Origin of the sequence: Methylobacterium sp. J-070 (genome assembly GCF_022829385.1) — a bacterium.
Taxonomy (GTDB): domain Bacteria; phylum Pseudomonadota; class Alphaproteobacteria; order Rhizobiales; family Beijerinckiaceae; genus Methylobacterium.
This window is the reverse complement of the sequence record NZ_JAKSXX010000165.1, coordinates 319,896-337,934: the sequence shown is the minus strand read 5'-3', so window position 1 is coordinate 337,934 and position 18,039 is coordinate 319,896. Positions and strand designations below refer to the sequence as shown.

At 71.4% G+C, this 18,039-nt stretch carries 12 protein-coding genes; 3 read left to right on the top strand and 9 right to left on the bottom strand.

The window, feature by feature from the left end; translation table 11 throughout:
* Positions 1-9: 9 nt before the first annotated feature.
* The 3 genes from panE to MKL01_RS17550 all read right to left on the bottom strand — a co-directional run bounded on the left by panE (position 10) and on the right by MKL01_RS17550 (position 3,710).
* Positions 10-954, bottom strand: coding sequence for a 2-dehydropantoate 2-reductase (gene panE, locus MKL01_RS17560; RefSeq protein ID WP_243906481.1), 945 nt, complete (start codon positions 952-954; stop codon positions 10-12).
* Positions 955-963: 9 nt separating this feature from the next.
* A complete protein-coding gene (guaB, locus tag MKL01_RS17555; protein ID WP_243906480.1) occupies positions 964-2,457 on the bottom strand; it encodes an IMP dehydrogenase in 1,494 nt (497 codons plus the stop codon).
* A 362-nt stretch (positions 2,458-2,819) separates the two neighbouring features.
* Positions 2,820-3,710 (bottom strand): DUF3313 domain-containing protein, encoded by an 891-nt coding sequence (locus MKL01_RS17550; RefSeq protein WP_243906479.1) that lies wholly within the window; start codon positions 3,708-3,710, stop codon positions 2,820-2,822.
* Between the two features lie 209 nt (positions 3,711-3,919).
* Here MKL01_RS17550 and MKL01_RS17545 point away from each other — a divergent pair, with 209 nt between their 5' ends.
* Complete coding sequence (locus tag MKL01_RS17545; protein WP_243906478.1) at positions 3,920-5,365, top strand: MFS transporter; 1,446 nt, start codon at positions 3,920-3,922, stop codon at positions 5,363-5,365.
* Here the strand turns inward: MKL01_RS17545 and MKL01_RS17540 are convergent, their stop codons facing one another.
* The 4 genes from MKL01_RS17540 to MKL01_RS17525 all read right to left on the bottom strand — a co-directional run bounded on the left by MKL01_RS17540 (position 5,366) and on the right by MKL01_RS17525 (position 9,079).
* The gene (locus tag MKL01_RS17540) at positions 5,366-5,890 is read right to left on the bottom strand and encodes a DoxX family protein (protein ID WP_243906477.1); all 525 of its coding nucleotides are present in this window, start codon (positions 5,888-5,890) and stop codon (positions 5,366-5,368) included.
* Positions 5,891-5,965: 75 nt separating this feature from the next.
* Positions 5,966-7,132: a multidrug effflux MFS transporter gene (locus tag MKL01_RS17535; protein WP_243906579.1), complete on the bottom strand. Its 1,167-nt coding sequence runs from the start codon at positions 7,130-7,132 to the stop codon at positions 5,966-5,968.
* Between the two features lie 192 nt (positions 7,133-7,324).
* On the bottom strand, positions 7,325-8,611 hold the full coding sequence (locus MKL01_RS17530; protein WP_243906476.1) for an MFS transporter: 1,287 nt from the start codon (positions 8,609-8,611) through the stop codon (positions 7,325-7,327).
* Between the two features lie 36 nt (positions 8,612-8,647).
* Complete coding sequence (locus MKL01_RS17525; protein WP_243906475.1) at positions 8,648-9,079, bottom strand: MarR family winged helix-turn-helix transcriptional regulator; 432 nt, start codon at positions 9,077-9,079, stop codon at positions 8,648-8,650.
* Positions 9,080-9,250: 171 nt separating this feature from the next.
* Here MKL01_RS17525 and MKL01_RS17520 point away from each other — a divergent pair, with 171 nt between their 5' ends.
* A complete protein-coding gene (locus tag MKL01_RS17520) occupies positions 9,251-14,095 on the top strand; it encodes an NAD-glutamate dehydrogenase (RefSeq protein ID WP_243906474.1) in 4,845 nt (1,614 codons plus the stop codon).
* A gap of 4 nt (positions 14,096-14,099) precedes the next feature.
* On the opposite strand, the gene MKL01_RS17515 is transcribed toward MKL01_RS17520, so the two are convergent.
* A complete protein-coding gene (locus tag MKL01_RS17515) occupies positions 14,100-15,275 on the bottom strand; it encodes an MFS transporter (protein ID WP_243906473.1) in 1,176 nt (391 codons plus the stop codon).
* 159 nt (positions 15,276-15,434) lie between these two features.
* Positions 15,435-15,929 (bottom strand): MucR family transcriptional regulator, encoded by a 495-nt coding sequence (locus MKL01_RS17510; protein ID WP_243906472.1) that lies wholly within the window; start codon positions 15,927-15,929, stop codon positions 15,435-15,437.
* Between the two features lie 321 nt (positions 15,930-16,250).
* On the opposite strand from MKL01_RS17510, the gene MKL01_RS17505 reads away from it, so the two are divergent.
* A complete protein-coding gene (locus tag MKL01_RS17505) occupies positions 16,251-18,038 on the top strand; it encodes an outer membrane beta-barrel protein (RefSeq protein ID WP_243906471.1) in 1,788 nt (595 codons plus the stop codon).
* Position 18,039: the final 1 nt, after the last annotated feature.

Here is an 18,039-nt window from a genome sequence, read left to right as displayed (position 1 = left end):
GGGCGCGGCTCAGGCCGCCTCCCGCGCCCGCCGGGCTTCGTAGGCCTTGAGACCGGTATAGACCTTCGCCAGCATGGGGAACGCGGCCTCGGGGGCGAGCCGCCGGCCACGGGCGATCAGGTCGCCGATCACGTGATCCGCCTCGATCCGTCCCTTGCCCTCGATGTCGCGCAGCATCGAGGCCGTGAAGGTGGAGCCGGCTGCCGTCAACTGCGCCCGCGCCCGCTCGGCCACCACGGCCCGGGGCTCGAAGCCGCTGGCGGCGGCCACCGCCGTGCATTCCGCGTGGAGCGCCGCGATGAACGCCGTCCCGCCCGGCGCCGCCACGATGTCGCCGACCGCCGCGCGCATCAGAGTCGTCGCCCCCGCCAGCGAGGCCAGGAACACCCACTTCTCCCACATCTCCTGCAGGATCACGTCGCTCAGCCGCGGCTGGAACTTGAGGCCGCGCATCAGGGCGTCGACCGCCTCGATCCGCGCCGAACGCGACCCGTCCCGCTCGCCGTAGGTGATGCTGCACAATTCGCTCATGTGGTGGATCGTGCCGTCCGGCGCGAGCGTCGCGGCGATCGCGCAGGCGCCGCCCAGGACCCGCTCGGCTCCAAACCGGGCGTCGAGCGCGTCCAGATGGGACATGCCGTTCAGGACCGGCAGGATCGCCGTGCCCTCGCCCACAGCGGGCGCCACGTCCGTCAGCGCGCTGTCGAGGTCGTAGGCCTTGCAGGACAGCAGGATCAGATCGAACCGGCCGGCCTGCCCCAGCCGGTCGGCCGTGACGGTGGCCGGGTCCGGGAGATGCAGATCACCGAGCGGGCTGCGCAGGTTGAGACCCTGCGCGGCGAGCTTCGCCGCCCGGGCCGGCCGGACCAGGAAGGTCACGTCGGCGCCGGACTCGGCGAGGCGCGCCCCGAAATAGCCGCCGGTCGCGCCGGCTCCGACGATCAGCGTGCGCATCGGCGATCCTCAGGTCCGGGACGGGTAGTTCGGGCTCTCGCGGGTGATCGTCACGTCGTGGACGTGGCTCTCGCGCAGGCCGGCATTGGTGATGCGGATGAACTGCGCCCGCGCCTGGAATTCCGGGATGGTGGCGCCGCCGACATAGCCCATGGCGGCGCGCAGGCCGCCGGCAAGCTGGTGCAGGACGTTGCCCACCGGCCCCTTGTAGGGCACCTGCCCCTCGATGCCCTCGGGCACGAGCTTGTGGGTGTCGTTGACCTCGGCCTGGAAGTAGCGGTCGGCCGAGCCGCGCGCCATGGCGCCCACCGAGCCCATGCCCCGGTACGACTTGTACGACCGGCCCTGGTAGAGGAACACCTCGCCGGGTGCCTCGTCGGTGCCGGCGAGCAGCGAGCCGAGCATCGCCACCGAGGCGCCGGCCGCGATCGCCTTGGCGAGGTCGCCGGAATACTTGATGCCGCCGTCGGCGATCACCGGGATATCGGCCTCGCCGGCCGCCTCGACGGCCTCGATCAGGGCGGTGAGCTGCGGCACACCGACCCCCGCCACGATGCGCGTGGTGCAGATCGAGCCCGGGCCGATCCCGACCTTGATGGCATCGGCACCGGCATCGATCAGCGCCTTGGCGCCGTCCCGCGTCGCGACGTTGCCGGCGATGACCTGCACGGCGTTCGAGAGCTGCTTCACCCGGGCGACCGCATCGAGCACCTTGATGGAGTGGCCGTGCGCGGTATCGACCACGATCACGTCGCAGCCGGCATCGATCAGGCGCTCGGCGCGCTCGAAGCCGCTGTCGCCGGTCGTGGTGGCGGCGGCGACCCGGAGGCGCCCCTGCTCGTCCTTGACGGCGTTCGGGTAGGCGACGCGCTTCTCGATATCCTTGACGGTGATCAGGCCGATGCAGCGGTAATGGTCGTCGACGACCAGCAGCTTCTCGATTCGGAACTGGTGGAGAAGGCGCTTGGCCTCGTCCTGGGTGACTCCTTCGCGGACCGTGATCAGGCGGTCGCGGGTCATCAGCTCGGCGACGGGCTGCGCGGAGTTCGTGGCGAAGCGCACGTCGCGGTTGGTCAGGATGCCGACGAGCTTGCCGCGCGACCCGTTCGGACCGCGCTCCACCACCGGGATCCCCGAGATGCGGTTGCGCTTCATCACCTCGAAGGCATCCGCCAGGGTCTCGTCCGGATGGATGGTGATCGGGTTCATCACCATGCCGGACTCGTACTTCTTGACCAGACGGACCTGCTCGGCCTGTTCCGGCGGCTCCAGGTTGCGGTGGATCACGCCCATCCCGCCGTTGGCCGCCATGGCGATGGCCATGGGCGCCTCGGTCACCGTGTCCATCGCGGAGGCGAGGATCGGCAGGTTGAGGGGGATCGTGCGGGTGAGCCGGGAGGCGACGTTCACCTCGGTGGGCATCACCGAGGAGGCGGCAGGCCGCAGGAGCACATCATCGAAGGTCAGGCCCTCGATGATCGATGCGGTTTCTACACGGGCCATGAGCCAACTTTCCTCGGACGGCGGCGCGCGGGTCGCGCTGCGGGATCGGGTTGGCAAGTGCCAGTATCACGGGGCCCGCGAAGGCGCCAATGCACGTGCGCGGCGGCGCAACGCAAAAACACGCATGGCTCGCGGCTTTTCAACGTGATCCTGAGCGTGGATCCCGGGACGCCGTCTCGGACCCGGATGGGCGGGGCGGATACCTGCGGCGCTACGGGCCCGATCCTGCGTCCGTGCACCATGGGCGCGGCTGCGCAGACTTCCCGAACCGGACGAACCCCCGCTCCGCCGGACGCCCGCATCGCGGGGCCGTGCTGCCGGCGAGCGCGTCTCGCCCAGGGCCCCGACGGCCGGGCGCCGTCTCAGCGCATCGCCGGCGCGGCCGGCCCCTTGTCGGTGTATTCGGGCGGCAGGCCGATATAGTCGCCCAGGATGCCGTCGATCCCGGGCGACCGCCCGAAGGCCTCGCAGTCGGGGTCCAGGGGCGCCTCGCCCAGGGTTGTGATCCGGATGCGATCCCAGGTCGGCAGCGTGTTGGGCGCCGTGAACGGATCCTCGCCGGTCGCCAGCATGTAGCCGAAATCCTGGCCGAACTCGCCCGCGAGGTCATAGGCGTCGCTGGCGTGGGAGAAGCGCGGCTGGCTCGTGAAGGAGTTCGCCGCCCCGCCCCAGACCATGGCGGCCCGCTGCTCCCGCCGGCGGTCGAGGGCCTCGGCCTCCACCGTCAGGCTCCCGAGGCCGATGGGGATCCGCGGGATCGGGACCCGGCCCACGCCCTCGGCGACGCTCAAGCCGAGCTGGGAGGCGACCGTCACGCCGGCCGAGCCCGCGATCGTCGCGCCGGCGCCGAGCAGGTCCGTCGGATCGACGCGCGTGACCTGCGCCCGCACGGTGAGGTCCGCATCGCGGGACGTCACCACGTCGTACTTCAGGGACAGGTCGTAGCAGAGCGCCCGGTCGGCGGCGTTGGCGATGAGCCGTCGCTCGGCCTGTGTCAGCGGCGCCGCTCCCGCCACGTCGGCGTGGAAGGCTGTGGGGATGATGCGGACGGTCCGGGCCTTCGCCAGCGCCGGCTGGTCGATGTAGATCCGCGAGGCCGAGGCGACCTGGTCGCTCGACTTCAAGCGATCGTAGCGCGTCAGCGAGCCGCGATCGTTGAGCAGGACGGTGCCGCAGGCCGCCACCATCGACAGGAGGGCGACGCCGGCGGCGATCCGCGGCAGGGGGCGGACCTTGCTGGGGGTGGAGGGCATCGCGATCCTCGTGGCCCGGCCCCGGGGGCCGGCTCGGGCGACCTCACGGCCGCGTGAGCGAAACGTAGCCATTGGTGTCCCGGCATAAAAGGTGGCGCTCTTCAGGCGCTCAACCTGTGTTGCCGCGCGGATACAATCGCGAAACACGAGGGTGCGACGGGGCCGCATGGCCGTGCAACCGCCGCGGCGTGATCTGCGTCTGCTGTCCGATGCCTGCGTCCACTCAAAGATCGCTCTGGATCGTCCCGCTGACGGTCGCCACCGCGCTGTTCATGGAGAACACCGACTCCACGGTGATCGCCACGGCGCTCCCGAGCATCGCGGCGAGCCTGAACGAGGACCCGATCGCCCTGAAGCTCGCCCTGACCTCCTATCTGGTCAGCCTCGCGATCTTCATCCCGGTCAGCGGCTGGATGGCGGATCGGTACGGCTCGCGGACGGTGTTCCGGGCCGCGCTGGCGGTCTTCATGGCCGGCTCGCTCGCCTGTGCGGCCGCCAACGGGCTGGCATGGTTCGTCGCCGCGCGGTTCCTCCAGGGTATGGGCGGGGCCATGATGGTGCCGGTCGGACGCCTCGTGGTGCTGCGCAGCGTGCCGAAGTCGCAGCTTGTCACGGCCCTCGCCTATCTGACGTTTCCCGCCCTCGTCGGCCCGGTCCTGGGTCCGCCGGTCGGCGGCCTGATCACCACCTGGTTCGACTGGCGGTGGATCTTCTTCATCAACCTGCCGATCGGCTGCGCCGGCATCGTGCTCGCGAGCCTGTACTTCGAGAACGTCCGCGAACCGGAGCGGCCGCCGCTGGACCTCCTCGGCTTCGCGCTGCTCGGCACCGGGCTCGCGGCGCTGATGCTCGGGCTGGCCTCCACCGGCCGCCACCTGCTGCCGGCCGCCGTCTCCTGGGGCTGCCTCGCCGCCGGCGCGATCCTGCTGCCGCTCTACTGGGTCCATGCCCGGAGGGCCGCCCACCCGATCGTGCGGCTCGACCTGATGCAGCGACCGACCTTCCGGGTAGCGGTGATCGGCGGCAGCCTGTTCCGCATCGGCACCGGGGCGATCCCGTTCCTGCTGCCGCTGATGCTGCAGATCGGCTTCGGCCTCGACGCCCTGCATTCCGGCCTGATCACCTTCGCGGCGGCGGCCGGGGCGATGTTCGTGAAGACGCTGGCGCCGAAGATCCTGCGCCGCACCGGCTTCCGGACCCTGATGGTCTGGAACGCCGCGCTCGCCGCGGCCTTCCTGGCGGTGAACGGGTTCTACACCGCGCAGACCTCGCATTGGATCATGGTGGCGCTGCTGTTCGTCGGCGGCTGCTCGCGCTCGATCCAGTTCACCTGCGTCAACGCCATCGCGTATGCCGATCTCGAATCCCGCGAGATGAGCGCGGCCACGAGCTTCGCCAGCGTCTGCCAGCAGCTGTCGCTGAGCCTCGGCGTCACCTTGGGGGCGCTGGCGCTCGAGGGGACCGCCGGGCTCCACGGCCGGACCCAGATCGAGGCCGGCGATTTCGGGCCGGCCTTCTTCGCGGTGGCGGTGATCTCGGCGGCCTCCGTGCTGGCCTTCCGCAAGCTGTCGCCGGACGCCGGCTCCGAGATCTCCGGCCGCGGCATGGTCCCGGCGACGCCGCCGGCCGCCGGAATGAGCCCGCGGCCCGGCTGATCAGGCGGCCGCCCGGGCAGGCGACCGGGCGGCGCGCTTGCCCCCGGCCCGCGGGGCGGCGCTCTTGCCGGAGGCTTTCGCCGCGGCGGGTTTCCCCTGCGGCGCGGAGGCCGGGATCCCGGCACGCCAGCCCTGCCAGCTCCAGGCGCCGGGACCCGCCAGGGCGTAGATCAGGAAGCCGCCCGCCAGCCCGAGATCGGCCAGCTGCAGCGTGCGCTCGGCGACCGCCGCCGGGCCGACATAGTGCCAGAACGGGTGGAGCACGAAGGCCGTCACCGTGGCGAACGCCGCAAGGGCGAGCCCGGTCAGCCGCGGCAGCACGCCGACGATCAGCGCCAAGGGACCGAAGACCTGCACCACGACCGCCGCGGTGGCGACGCCGTTCGGGAACGGCATGCCGCTCCCGGCGAGCGTGAGGGCGAAGCCCGAGACGTTGAGCGCCCGCGCGATCCCGGTGGGCAGGAGCGCGGCGGCAAGCAGCAGCCGCGCCGCGAGGAGGGTTCCGTCCTGGGCGCGGGCGATCATGGGCGGGTCCGGTCGATGGCGATGACGACCGGAGCTTGGCGGTCTCCCGCTGAAGACCGCGTTAAGCCCGCTCGGTCACCCGGCGACGCCGCCGCGGAACAGGCGCCCGCGCTCCGTCCACGCGACGACGACGAGCGCCAGGGCGCCGAGGCCGGCGTAGCCGAACGCCACCGGCAGGACGGTGCCGTCGAAGGCCTGGCCGATCAGGAAGCCGCAGAACGCCCCCAGGATCGTGGTGTAGAAGCCGAGGAACGACGAGGCCGTGCCGGCGATGGCGCCGAGCGGCTCCAGCGCGAGGGCGTTGAAGTTCGGCATCGCGAAGCTGATCAGGAACTGGTTCGCCGCCAGGATCGACAGGAACAGCGCCAGCGGGGGATGCCCGTGATAGGCGAGCCCGACACCGACCTGCACCAGTCCCACCGCCGTGAACGCGATGACGCCGCTGTGGGACAGGGCCCGCATCCCCAGCCGCCGGACGACCCGGGCGTTGATCAGAGTCGCCGCCCCCATGGCGCCCGCCACCAGCCCGAAGGCCAGGGGGAAGAGCGGGCCGAGATGGTACAGGCCGGTGTCGAACACCTGCTGGGCCGAGCCGACATAGCCCATGATGCAGCCGGTCATCAGGCCGAGCGCGGTGGCGTAGCCCACAGCCACGCGGGTCCTGAGGGTCGTGCGGATGGCGTCCCAGGTCGCGGCCGGCGAGAGCGGCCGGCGATAGGCCGGATCCAGCGTCTCGGGCATGCGCAGCGCGAACCAAAGGGTGAGCCAGAAGGCCAGAACCAGCATCGAGACGAAGACGTAGATCCAGGAGCCCAGCGCCAGCATCATCCCGCCGATCGCCGGGGCGATCATCGGGACGATCAGGAACACCATCATGGTGAGCGACATCACGCTCGCCATCTCGCGGCCGGCGAAGCGATCGCGCACGATCGCCACCGACAGGACCCGGCCGCCCGCCGCCCCCACGCCCTGGATGATCCGCGCCGCGAGCAGCCAGCCGAAGCTCGGCGCCACCATGGCGAGCCCGCAGCCCACCACGTAGATGGCGAGGCTCGCCAGCAGGACCGGCCGGCGCCCGCGGGCATCGGAGATCGGCCCGTAGACGATCTGCGCGAAGCCGAAGCCGATCATGTAGACGTAGACGAGGAGTTGCAGCCGGTTGGGGTCCGATACCGAGAAGCGGGCCTCGATCGCCGGGAAGGCCGGCAGCAGATTGTCGATGGAGATCGCCGTCACCGCCATCATCAGCGCGACGATGGCGACGAACTCGGTGAAGCCCGGTCCCGACCAGGGGCGCGGGGCTCGGGCGTCCTGGACCGGCGGAACGGGCCGGATCGCGACTGTCAATGCGAGCTCTCGGGATGCGCGGGGACAGGCCGATCAGGGCCCGTTCTTCGCGGCACACTTAAGGCGGTGGCGTCCGCGCGGCGCAGTTCAGGCCGGCAGCGGGCGCAGGGCCGGCTCCGCGGGCCTGCGCCCCACGAAGGCGGCCATCAGGGCCGCGACGAGGCAGAGCAGGCCCGCCGACACGAAGGCGCCGAGATAGGTCCCGGTGTCGGTCCGGACCATGCCGGCGAGCCACGCCGCCGAGGCCGCCCCGATCTGGTGAGCCGCCGCGATCCAGCCGAACATCAGCGCGGCGTTCTCCTCCCCGAAGGACTTGCCGGCGAGCTGCACCGTGGGGGGCACCGTGGCGATCCAGTCGAGCCCGTAGAACACCGCGAACAGGGACAGGCCGTAGAAGCTGTAGTCGAAGGAGTAGGGCAGGAAGATCAGCGAGAGCCCGCGCAGGCCGTAGTACCAGGCCAGGAGCTTGCGCGAGTCGAAGCGGTCGGTGAGCCAGCCCGAGGCGGTGGTGCCGATCAGGTCGCAGATCCCCATCAAGGCCAGCAGCCCCGCGGCGGTCACCTCGGCGATGCCATGGTCGATGCAGGCCGGGATCAGGTGCGTGCCGATCAGGCCGTTGGTGGAGGCGCCGCAGATGAAGAACGTGCCGGCCAGCAGCCAGAAGTCCCGGGAGCGCAGCCCGACCCGGAGGCCGCGCAACGCGCGCACGGCCGGGTTCTCGGTCAGGACCGGATTCGGCGTCACCGCGACCTCGCCGTAACGCGGCAGCCCGAGATCGGCCGGACGGTCGCGCAGCAGCAGGGCCGCCAGGGGGATCAGCGCCAGCGTCGCCGTCGCGACCACCAGGGAGACCGACCGCCAGCCCTGTCCCACCGCCAGGGAGGCCAGCATCGGCAGGAAGACCAGCTGCCCGGTGGCGCTGCTCGCCGTCAGCATCCCGAGCACGAGGCCGCGCCGCTTGGCGAACCACCGTCCCGCCACGGTGGCGCCGAGGACGTTGGCGACCATGCCGGAGCCCGAGCCGACCACGAGGCCCCAGAGCAGCACCATCTGCCACGGGGCGGTCATCAGGCTGGTGGCGGCGGTTCCGACCGCCAGGATGAGGAGCGCCGTGCAGACCGACCGGCGCAGGCCGAAGCGCTCGATGACGGCGACCGCGAACGGGCCGATCATCCCGTACAGGAAGATGTTGAGCGCGATCCCCACGCTGATCGTGGCGGCCGTCCAGCCGAATTCCCGCTCCCACGGTACGATCAGAACGCTCGGGGTGGCTCGGACCCCGGCGCCCACCAGAAGCACCAGGAAGGTCACCGCGGCGACGATCCAGGCATAGTGAACGCGCGACCCGGGGCGCGTCTCGGTGATGCTGGGCATGAACGGGCTCCGGGGGGTGGGCCTGAGGCGGATCGGTCAGGAGGCGGCGGACGTCAGGGCTTGCGCCAGGGCCGCCACGGACCCGGGCTCGACCCGTGCGTTGATGCGGGTCTGCGCGTCCCGCCAGTAGGGCATCGCCGTCGCGACGGCGTCGCGGCCGGCCTCGGTCAGGACGGCCACGCGCTCGCGCGCATCGGCCTGGCCCGCCGCGATCCGCACGAGGCCGCGCCGCTCCAGCGGCTCGAGGTTGCGCCCCATCGTGGTGCGCTCCAGGGCCGCCTCGGCGGCAAGCCGCGTCACCGGCGTCGGACCCAGCCGCTCCAGCAGGCGCAGGATCGCGAACTGCGTCACCCGCAGGCCCACCGGACGCAGGGCGGCATCGTAGACCGTGGTCACGGCACGGGTGGCCCGCCGCAGGGCGGAGCAGGTGCAGGGCTCGGGCGGAGCGCTCTCAGGTGAATCGGCCATCACGAAGCGTGTATATGCACGTTTCCCGGTACGGGCAAGGGTCCGGTGCCCCGGGCCTGACGGTTCGCGCCGTTCGACACCCGCGCGATCGCAAACCGGCAGGGGGTGTCATCGACACGGCCGGTGACGCTGCTATCGCTGGGGCGGGTCACCCGGTTCGGGAGAAGCGCGATGACACTCGAGACCGCGACGGCGTTGTCCTCGTCGGAGCAGAAGACGGCCCGCACAGGGCTGATCGAGGCGGCCGCCGACATCGTCACCGAGCAGGGCGGACCCGGCGGGTTCGTCCGCGACCTGTTCGGGCGGGTGACGCCGGAGGATCTGGCGTCCTACGACGCGGGCGCGCTGGCCGACCTTGCAGCGCGTGCCCGTGCGTTCCTTTCCGAGCCGCGGCGGCCGGGGGATCCGGCGCGGCTGCGTCTGAGCGAGGGCGAGATCGTGCGCGACGGCAAAGCGCGCGAGATGACGATCCTCGAAGTCATCAACGACAACCGCCCCTTCCTGCTGGATTCGACGCTGGCCGAGCTCACCGAGCAGGGCCTGTCGCCGCATCTCGTCGCCCACCCGATCCTGGGTGTGGAGCGGGACCCCGCGGGCGCGCTGATTCGCGTCGTCGGGGAGACCACCGCGGACGCCCATGGCAGCCTGGAGCGCGAGAGCTTCATCCACATCCACCTCGACCGCCTCGCCGCGGAGGCGGGCGAGCGGCTGCAGGACGCCCTGGCGGCGGTCTACCGGGACGTCGCCCTGGCGAGCGACGACCACGATGCCATGCTGGCGCGTCTCACCGACCTCGCGGCGAACCTGGGCCGGGCGCCGACCCCGATGCCGGAGGGCGAGACCGGCGAAGCGCGCGCCTTCCTGGAATGGCTGAAGGACGGCCAGTTCCTCCTCCTCGGGATGCAGCAGCACGGCATCGACGGCGAGGCGCATCCGCTCGTCGACGGATCGAGCCTCGGCGTGCTGCGCGATCCCGGCGCCACCCCCCTGCGCCGGGGCCGGACGCCGGTGGACTACACCCCGGAGATCCTCGCCTTCCTCGAGGAGCCGCAGCCGCTCATCATCACCAAGGCCAGCGTCAAATCCCGCGTCCACCGGTCGGCCTACCTGGACTATGTCGGGGTCAAGCTGTTCTCCGGCCTCGGCAAGTTGTCGGGCGAGGTGCGGATCGTGGGCCTGTTCACCGCCTCGGCCTACACGAGTCCCGCCCGCGAGGTGCCGGTCCTGCGCCGGAAGGTGGAGGCGGTGGTCGAGCGCGCCGGGCTCGACCCGACGAGCCATGCCGGCCGCAGCCTCCTGGCGGTTCTGGAAAGCTACCCCCGGGACGAGCTGTTCCAGATCGACGTCGACCGGCTGTACCGGTTCACCCTCGCCATCGCCAACCTCGCCGATCGGCCGCGGGTGCGCGTGCTCTCGCGTCCAGACCGGTTCGGACGCTTCGTGTCGCTCTTGGTGTACGTCCCGAAGGACCGCTACGATTCCGCGGTGCGGGGCCGGATCGGCGGCTACCTGGCCGACGCCTACGGCGGGCGGCTCAGCGCGGCCTATCCGGACTACCCGGAGGGCTCCCTCGCCCGGATCCACTACATCATCGGCCTGCCCGACCAGGGCAGCCCGGAACAGGACCCGGCGAGCCTCGAAGCCGGCATCGCGTCGCTGGTCCGGACCTGGGGCGACGCGTTGCGGACGGCCCTGATCGAGACTTACGGGGGGGATCGGGCGCGGCTGCTGGCCGCCCGCTACGGCGACGCGTTCTCGGCCGCCTACCGGGACAATTTCCAGCCGGATGTCGCCGTGGCCGACGTGGCGATCCTCGACAGCCTCGGCGAGGGGCAGACGCGGGCGGTGCATCTCGGGCGCCGGCAGAATGACGCCGCCGCCCAGGTCCGCCTCAAGGTGTTCTCGCGGGGCACCGCCATCGCCCTGTCGGACCGGGTGCCGGCGCTGGAGAACCTCGGCTTCCGGGTCATCAACGAGCGCACCTACCGGATCGTGCCGGCGGGTGCGGACGAGGCCGCGCGGATCTGGCTGCACGACATGCTGATCGAGCGGGCCACCGGCGGCGCGATCGACCTGACCGCGCTGGAACAGCCCCTCGAAGCCGCGATGCTGGCGATCGCGGCGGGACTCGCCGAGTCCGACGGCTACAACCGCCTGATCCTGGAGGCCGCCCTCCCCTGGCGGGACGCTGCGCTGCTCCGGGCGCTCGGCCGCTACCTGCGTCAGCTGCGCATCCGCTACGGGCAGGATTACCTCGCCGGCACGTTGAGCCGGCACGCCGGGATCGCCCGGGCGATCGTCGCGCTGTTCCGCGCCCGGTTCGACCCGGCGCTGACGGGCGACCGCGCCGCCCAGGAGGCAGAGGTCCGGGCCGGCATCGAGACGGCGCTGGCTGAGGTCACCAGCCTCGACGACGACCGGATCCTGCGCCGGTTCGTCAACCTCGTCGAGGCGGCCGTGCGGACCAATTTCTTCCAGACGGGGGCAGACGGACAGGCGCGGGAGACGATCAGCTTCAAGTTCGCCTGCGCCAAGGTGACGGCGATGCCGCTGCCGCGGCCGCTCTTCGAGATCTTCGTCTACGCCCCCCGGGTCGAGGGGGTGCACCTGCGCTTCGGCTACGTCGCCCGCGGCGGCCTGCGCTGGTCCGACCGGCCCGAGGATTTCCGCACGGAGATCCTGGGTCTCGTGAAGGCGCAGCAGGTCAAGAACGCCGTGATCGTGCCGGTGGGCGCCAAGGGCGGATTCTTCCCGAAGCGGCTGCCGCCGGCCTCCGACCGCGCCGCCTGGATGCAGGAGGGCACCGAGAGCTACCGGCTGTTCATCCGCACGCTGCTGGAACTCACCGACAACATCGTCGACAACGCCATCGTGCCGCCGCCCGACACGGTGCGCCACGATCCCGACGACGCGTATCTGGTGGTTGCCGCCGACAAGGGGACGGCCACCTTCTCGGACATCGCCAACGCGCTGTCGCTGGAGAAGGGCCACTGGCTGGGCGACGCCTTCGCGTCGGGCGGCAGCCAGGGCTACGACCACAAGGGCATGGGCATCACCGCCCGCGGCGCCTGGGAGGCTGTCCGCCGTCACTTCCTGGAGATCGACGTCGACGTCCAGACGGACCCGATCACCACGGTCGGGGTCGGCGACATGTCGGGCGACGTGTTCGGCAACGGCATGCTGCTCTCGGAGAGCATCCGGCTGATCGCCGCCTTCGACCACCGGGACATCTTTCTCGATCCGAACCCCGACGCCGCAGCGAGCTTCGCCGAACGGCGGCGCCTGTTCAATCTCGGGCGGTCCTCGTGGGCCGATTACGACCGGAGCTTGATCTCCGAGGGCGGCGGCGTGTTCCCGCGCAGCCTGAAGACCGTGCCGCTGTCCGCGCAGGTCCGCGCCGCCCTCGGCTTCGACCGCGCCGAGGCGACCCCCACCGAGCTGATGCAGGCGATCCTGAAGGCCCCCGCCGACCTGCTGTGGTTCGGCGGCATCGGCACCTACATCCGCGCCACCACCGAGACCGACGAGGACGCGGGCGACCGCGCCAACGACGCGGTGCGCATCACCGGGCCGGAGCTGCGCGCGAAGGTCGTCGGCGAGGGCGCCAATCTCGGCCTGACCCAGCGCGGCCGCATCGAGGCGGCGCGGGCAGGCATCCGGCTCAACACCGACGCCATCGACAACTCGGCCGGGGTGAACACCTCGGACGTCGAGGTGAACATCAAGATCGCCCTGATGGTACCGGAGCGGGACGGGCGGCTCAGCTACGCGGCGCGGAACGCCCTGCTCGCCGCCATGACCGACGAGGTCGGGCATCTCGTCCTGCGCAACAACGAGCTGCAGACGCTGGCGCTGTCGCTCGCCCAGCGCGGCGGCCTCGGCGAGACCGGATTCGCCATGCGGACCATGCAGGCCCTGGAGGCCGAAGGCCGCCTCGACCGCGCGGTGGAGTTCCTGCCCGACGATGCGGCCCTCTCCGAACGGATGCGCCGCAACGAAGGGCTGACCCGGCCGGAATACGCGGTGCTGCTCGCCTACGCGAAGCTGTCGCTGCACGACGCGATCCTGGAGAGCGCCGTGCCGAACGACCCCTATTTCGACCGCGAGTTGCAGCGCTACTTCCCGAAGGCGCTGCGGGAGCAGTTCCCGGACGCCGTGAAGGGACACCGGCTCCGCCGCGAGATCATCGCGACGGCGCTCGCCAACATCATCGTCAACCGCGGCGGCCCCTCGCTGGTGACCCGCCTGGTCGATGGCACCGGCGCCGACGCCGCCAGCATCGCCAAGGCCTACGCGGTCACCCGCGACGCCTTCGGGCTGATGGAGCTGAACCTCGCCATCGACGGGCTCGCGGGCCGGATCTCCGGCCAGGGCCAGCTCGGCCTCTACGCGGAGGTCCAGGACCTGCTGACCAACCGGATCGTCTGGTTCATCCGCAACCTCGATCTGAGCGGCGGCCTCGCTCCGGTGGTCGCCCGCTACCGCGACGGCGTCGCCGCCGTCGAGGCCGCCCTGCCGAAGGTGCTCGGCGACGACGCGCTGGCGGCGATCGAGGCCCGCGCCGCGGAACTGACCGGGCTCGGCATGGCCCCGGCCCAGGCACGGCGGCTCGCCTCGCTCACCGCCCTGGTGTCCGCACCCGACATCGTCCGGGTCGCCGAGGCGAGCGGGCGGCCGGTGGAGGACGTGGCGGCGACCCATTTCGCCCTGGAGCACGCTTTCCGGCTCGACGACCTCGCCGCCGCGGCCCGGACCGTCCCGGTCGCCGACACCTTCGACCGCGTCGCGCTCGAGCGCGCCGTCGCGGGGATCGCGGCGGCCCATCGCAAGCTCACCGCCGAGGTCGTCTCCGATCTCGGTGCCGGGCCCGCGGCGGTGGAGGCCTGGGCGAAGGCCCGCGGCGCGCCCCTCGCCCGGATCCGCGAGGCGGTCGACGCGATCGGCGCCTCCGGCCTCACGGTCTCCAAGGCGACGGTGGCGGCGAGCCTGCTGGGCGACCTCGTCCGGAGCGAATGACCCCTCAGGCGCCGGGGGCGGCGGCCGAGAGCTTCCCGCGCCCGCTGCGGCTGACCGCCGTGAGGACGAGGCCAAGCCCGACGAGCGACACCGCGGCGGCGATCAGCGGCAGCTGGTCATAGCCGGCGCCGAGCGTCAGGGCCGTGCCGCCGATCCAGGCGCCCGTGGCGTTTCCGAGATTGAACGCGCCCTGGTTCAGCGTCGAGGCGAGGTTCGGCGCGTCGCTGGCAGCCTCCACCACCCAGATCTGGAGCGGGGAGACCAGCGCGAACACCAGCCCCGACCACACCACCACCGCCGCCACGGTTGCGGCCGGATGGTGCGCGACCGCCATCAGCACCAGCAGCGCCGCGACGATGCCGAGGAAGCTGCCGACGATGGTGGCCATCGCACCGCGGTCGGCGAAATGGCCGCCCGCGAGGTTGCCGATGGTCAGGCCCATGCCGGCGGCGAACAGAACGCCGGTCACGCCCCGCGGCGAGAACCCGGTGATGCCGGTGAGGAACGGCGCGATGTAGGTGAAGACCGTGAAGAAGCTCACCGACGACAGCGTCGAGATCAGCATCGGGCGAAGGACCGGCCAGCGGCCGAGCGCCCGGAACTCGCTCACGAGCCGTCCGCGCGTGCCCGGAAGCCCGGCGGGAACGCAGAGCTGGATCGCCGCACCGGCCGCCAGCCCGATCGCCACCACGGCCCAGAAGGTCGAGCGCCACCCGGCCGCCTGCCCCAGGGCGGTTCCCAGCGGGACGCCGAGGACGTTGGCGAGGGTGAGGCCGGCGAACATGAGGGAGACCGCCTGGGTGCGCTTCTCCCGCGGCACGAGATCCCGCGCGACCACGGCGCCGATCCCGAAGAAGGCCCCGTGCGCGAAGGCCGTGACGATCCGCGCCGCCATCAGCAGTCCGTAGCTCGGCGCCAGCGCGCAGCCGAGGTTGCCCGCCAGGAACACGCCGATCAGCGCGAGGAGCGCGCTCTTGCGCGGCAGGCGCGCGGTGGCGATCGCCACGATCGGTGCTCCCACCACGACGCCCATGGCGTAGCCGGAGACCAGGTATCCGGCCTGCGGAATGGTTACGTCGAAGCTCCGGGCCACCTCCGGGAGGAGACCCATGATGACGAACTCGGTGGTCCCGATCCCGAAGGACGCGACAGCCAGGGCAAGGATCGGCAGGGGCGGCAAATCGAGGCTCTCCGGCGCGGCGGCTGCTCGATGGTGCGGAGCAGCATGCGCAGGATGGCAGCCTGAAGGTCCCGGGATAGCGCCGGGGACGCGGCGCACGGTTGCGCCGCGTGCACGTGGTTCGGGCGGCGCACGCGGTCAGGCGTCGACCGGCTCGACCTACTCGACCGGAGCCTTCTTGCGGCCGCGCGCCTTCGGCGCCGCCGCCGGTTCCGGCTCGGACACCGCCGCCGGACGCTGCTTGCGACGCTGCTGTCCGAGGCCGAGGGCCCGGGCCAGTTCCGAGCGCTGGGCCGAGTAGCTCGCGGCGGTCATCGGGTAGTCCCGGGGCAGTCCCCACTTCTCGCGATAGGCCTCGGGCGTCAGGCCGCGCAGGGTGAGGTGTCGCCGGAGGGTCTTGTAAGGCTTCCCGTCCTCGAAACTCACGATGTGGTCGTGCGTGACCGACTTCCGGATCTGAGCCGCACTCATCTTCTCGACGGGGCCATTTTCGGACCGACTTGAAGTATAAAGCTGACCCAAAGCCGTATGGATGCCGCCGATCAGTCCCGGTAGATCGGATGGCGGGACGGAATTGTTTGACACATAGGCTGCGACGATGTCGACCGCAAGCTCAATATGCTCGGCGTGTTCGCTTTCAATGCTCTCACTCACGGTCGACCTCTATCTTTATAGTTATGCGTACCGATCAATCCCTCATGGATGAGATCGAATTCTGGGCGACGATAACGGATCCGAAAGAATTTCTCAATCGGACCGGTCGTGTCGCATGAAGATTTTGTCGCCGGCTGCAAATCCCCGCTCCCGGGCGCCGTTGACGGGGGATTAACTATGCAACGCTAGTCTTGATTAACCATGCCGGCGACCAGTTCGGCCGCGGCGCGGCACACATACCCAGCAGCGGCTGCCGGGGACGAAGGCGGAGACCGGGATCACGTGCGGACGGCGGGGGCATACCGGCGGACACGGCAGGACATGCGGCGCGCGGTCGCGGTTCTCGCCTTCGCGCTCGCGTCGACGAACGCCGTGGCGCAGCGGTTCGACGCGACGAGCCCGGTCACCGGGCAGCCCGACAATCCGGGCGTCGGTCAGGACACGGCGCCGAACGGCCTGCCGGCCCTGAGGCAGCGGGTGCCCGATGGGTTCTCGCGCGACGAGGGGCGGGCCTCGCCGGGCGGCGATGCGACCGGCGGCGACCAGACCGGCGGCGACAGCCTGCGTTCGCCCCTGTCGCCACCGATCCCGACCCAGGCCCAGCCGGGCCTCTCGCAGCTCGACACCCGGGTCAATTCCGGCGGCCAGCGGACGAGCGGAGGCACGACGGCGCCCAGGAACCTGGCACCGTCGGCCCTGCTGCGGACCCGCGCCGCGCCGCCGCGGCGCCTGGGTTCCGCCACCCACAGGATCACGCAGGAGATCACCCAGGTCCCCGCGCCGGCGCTGCGCCTGACACCGATCATACAGCAGCCCGTGGTCGGCGTGCCGTTGCCGCAGGCAGCGACGCCCCTGCGGCCGATCCTGCCGCTTCTGGCGATCTCCCCCGCCCTCGGCCTGCTGACCCCGGGTTTCATCCTCGGCACGGACCTGGCCCGGCCGATCCCGACGGATCCGGCCTACGCCCCGATCGGCTATCAGATCGGCAGCTTCACGGTGCTGCCGAGCTTCTCCCAGAGCATCGGCTACGATTCCAATCCCGACCAGACCACCCGGCAGCTCGAGAAGGGCTCGGCGGCGCTCCGTACCGAAGGCGCGGTCGATTTCCAGAGCAACTGGTCCTCCAGCTCGCTGGGGGGCTCGTTGCGCGGCTCCTACCTGGAGACCCCCCAGAACGAGGCGGCGAGCCGCCCCGCCGCGGACGGCGTGGTGCGCATGCGCATCGATGCGAACCGCGACCTGCATATCGACGCGGAGGGCCGGTTCCTCGTCGACACGCAGCGCACCTCGAGCCCGAACTTCCTCGCCGGCGCGGTCGCCAGCACGGCCACCAGCCGGCCGCTGCTGGCGGTCTACGGCGCTTCGCTCGGCGCGACGGAGACGTTCAACCGGCTCTCCGTGACCCTGCGCGGCTCCGTCGACCGCTCTGAATTCGACAATGCCCGCCTCTCCGACGGAACCATCATCAACCAGAGCGACCGGAACCTGAACCAGTACAGCCTCCAGCTGCGCACGGCCTACGAGGTCAGCCCGGACTTCAGTCCCTTCATCGACCTCCTGGGCGACACCCGCGTCTACGACCTTCGCCGGGACCTCTCCGGGGTTCAGCGCGATTCGGACGGCATCGCCTTCGCGGTCGGGGCGAGCTTCGGGCTCGCGCGGACGCTGACCGGCGAAGTCTCGGCCGGCATCCAGCACCGCACCTATGTCGACGCGACGCTGCGCGACATCAACGCGCCGCTGGTCAACGCCGCCCTGGTCTGGTCGGCGAGCCCGCTCACGACGGTCCGGCTCACGGCCGCGACCGGGGTCACCGAGACGACCATCCCCGGCTCCAGCGGTATCCTCACCGATGTCGGCACCCTGGAGGTCCAGCACGATCTGCTGCGGAACCTGTCCCTCGTCGTCGGCGGCTCCTTCCTCCGCAACGTCTACCAGGGCAGCACGATCCGGGAGAACGGATACTCGGCGACGGCGCGGCTGGACTATCACCTGACGCGCTGGCTGACCCTGCGCGGCACCTACATCTTCCAGCAGATCAACAGCACGGTGGTCGGTTCGAGCTTCAGCGAGAACACGTTCCTCTTCGGCGTGCGGGTCAATCCGTAGG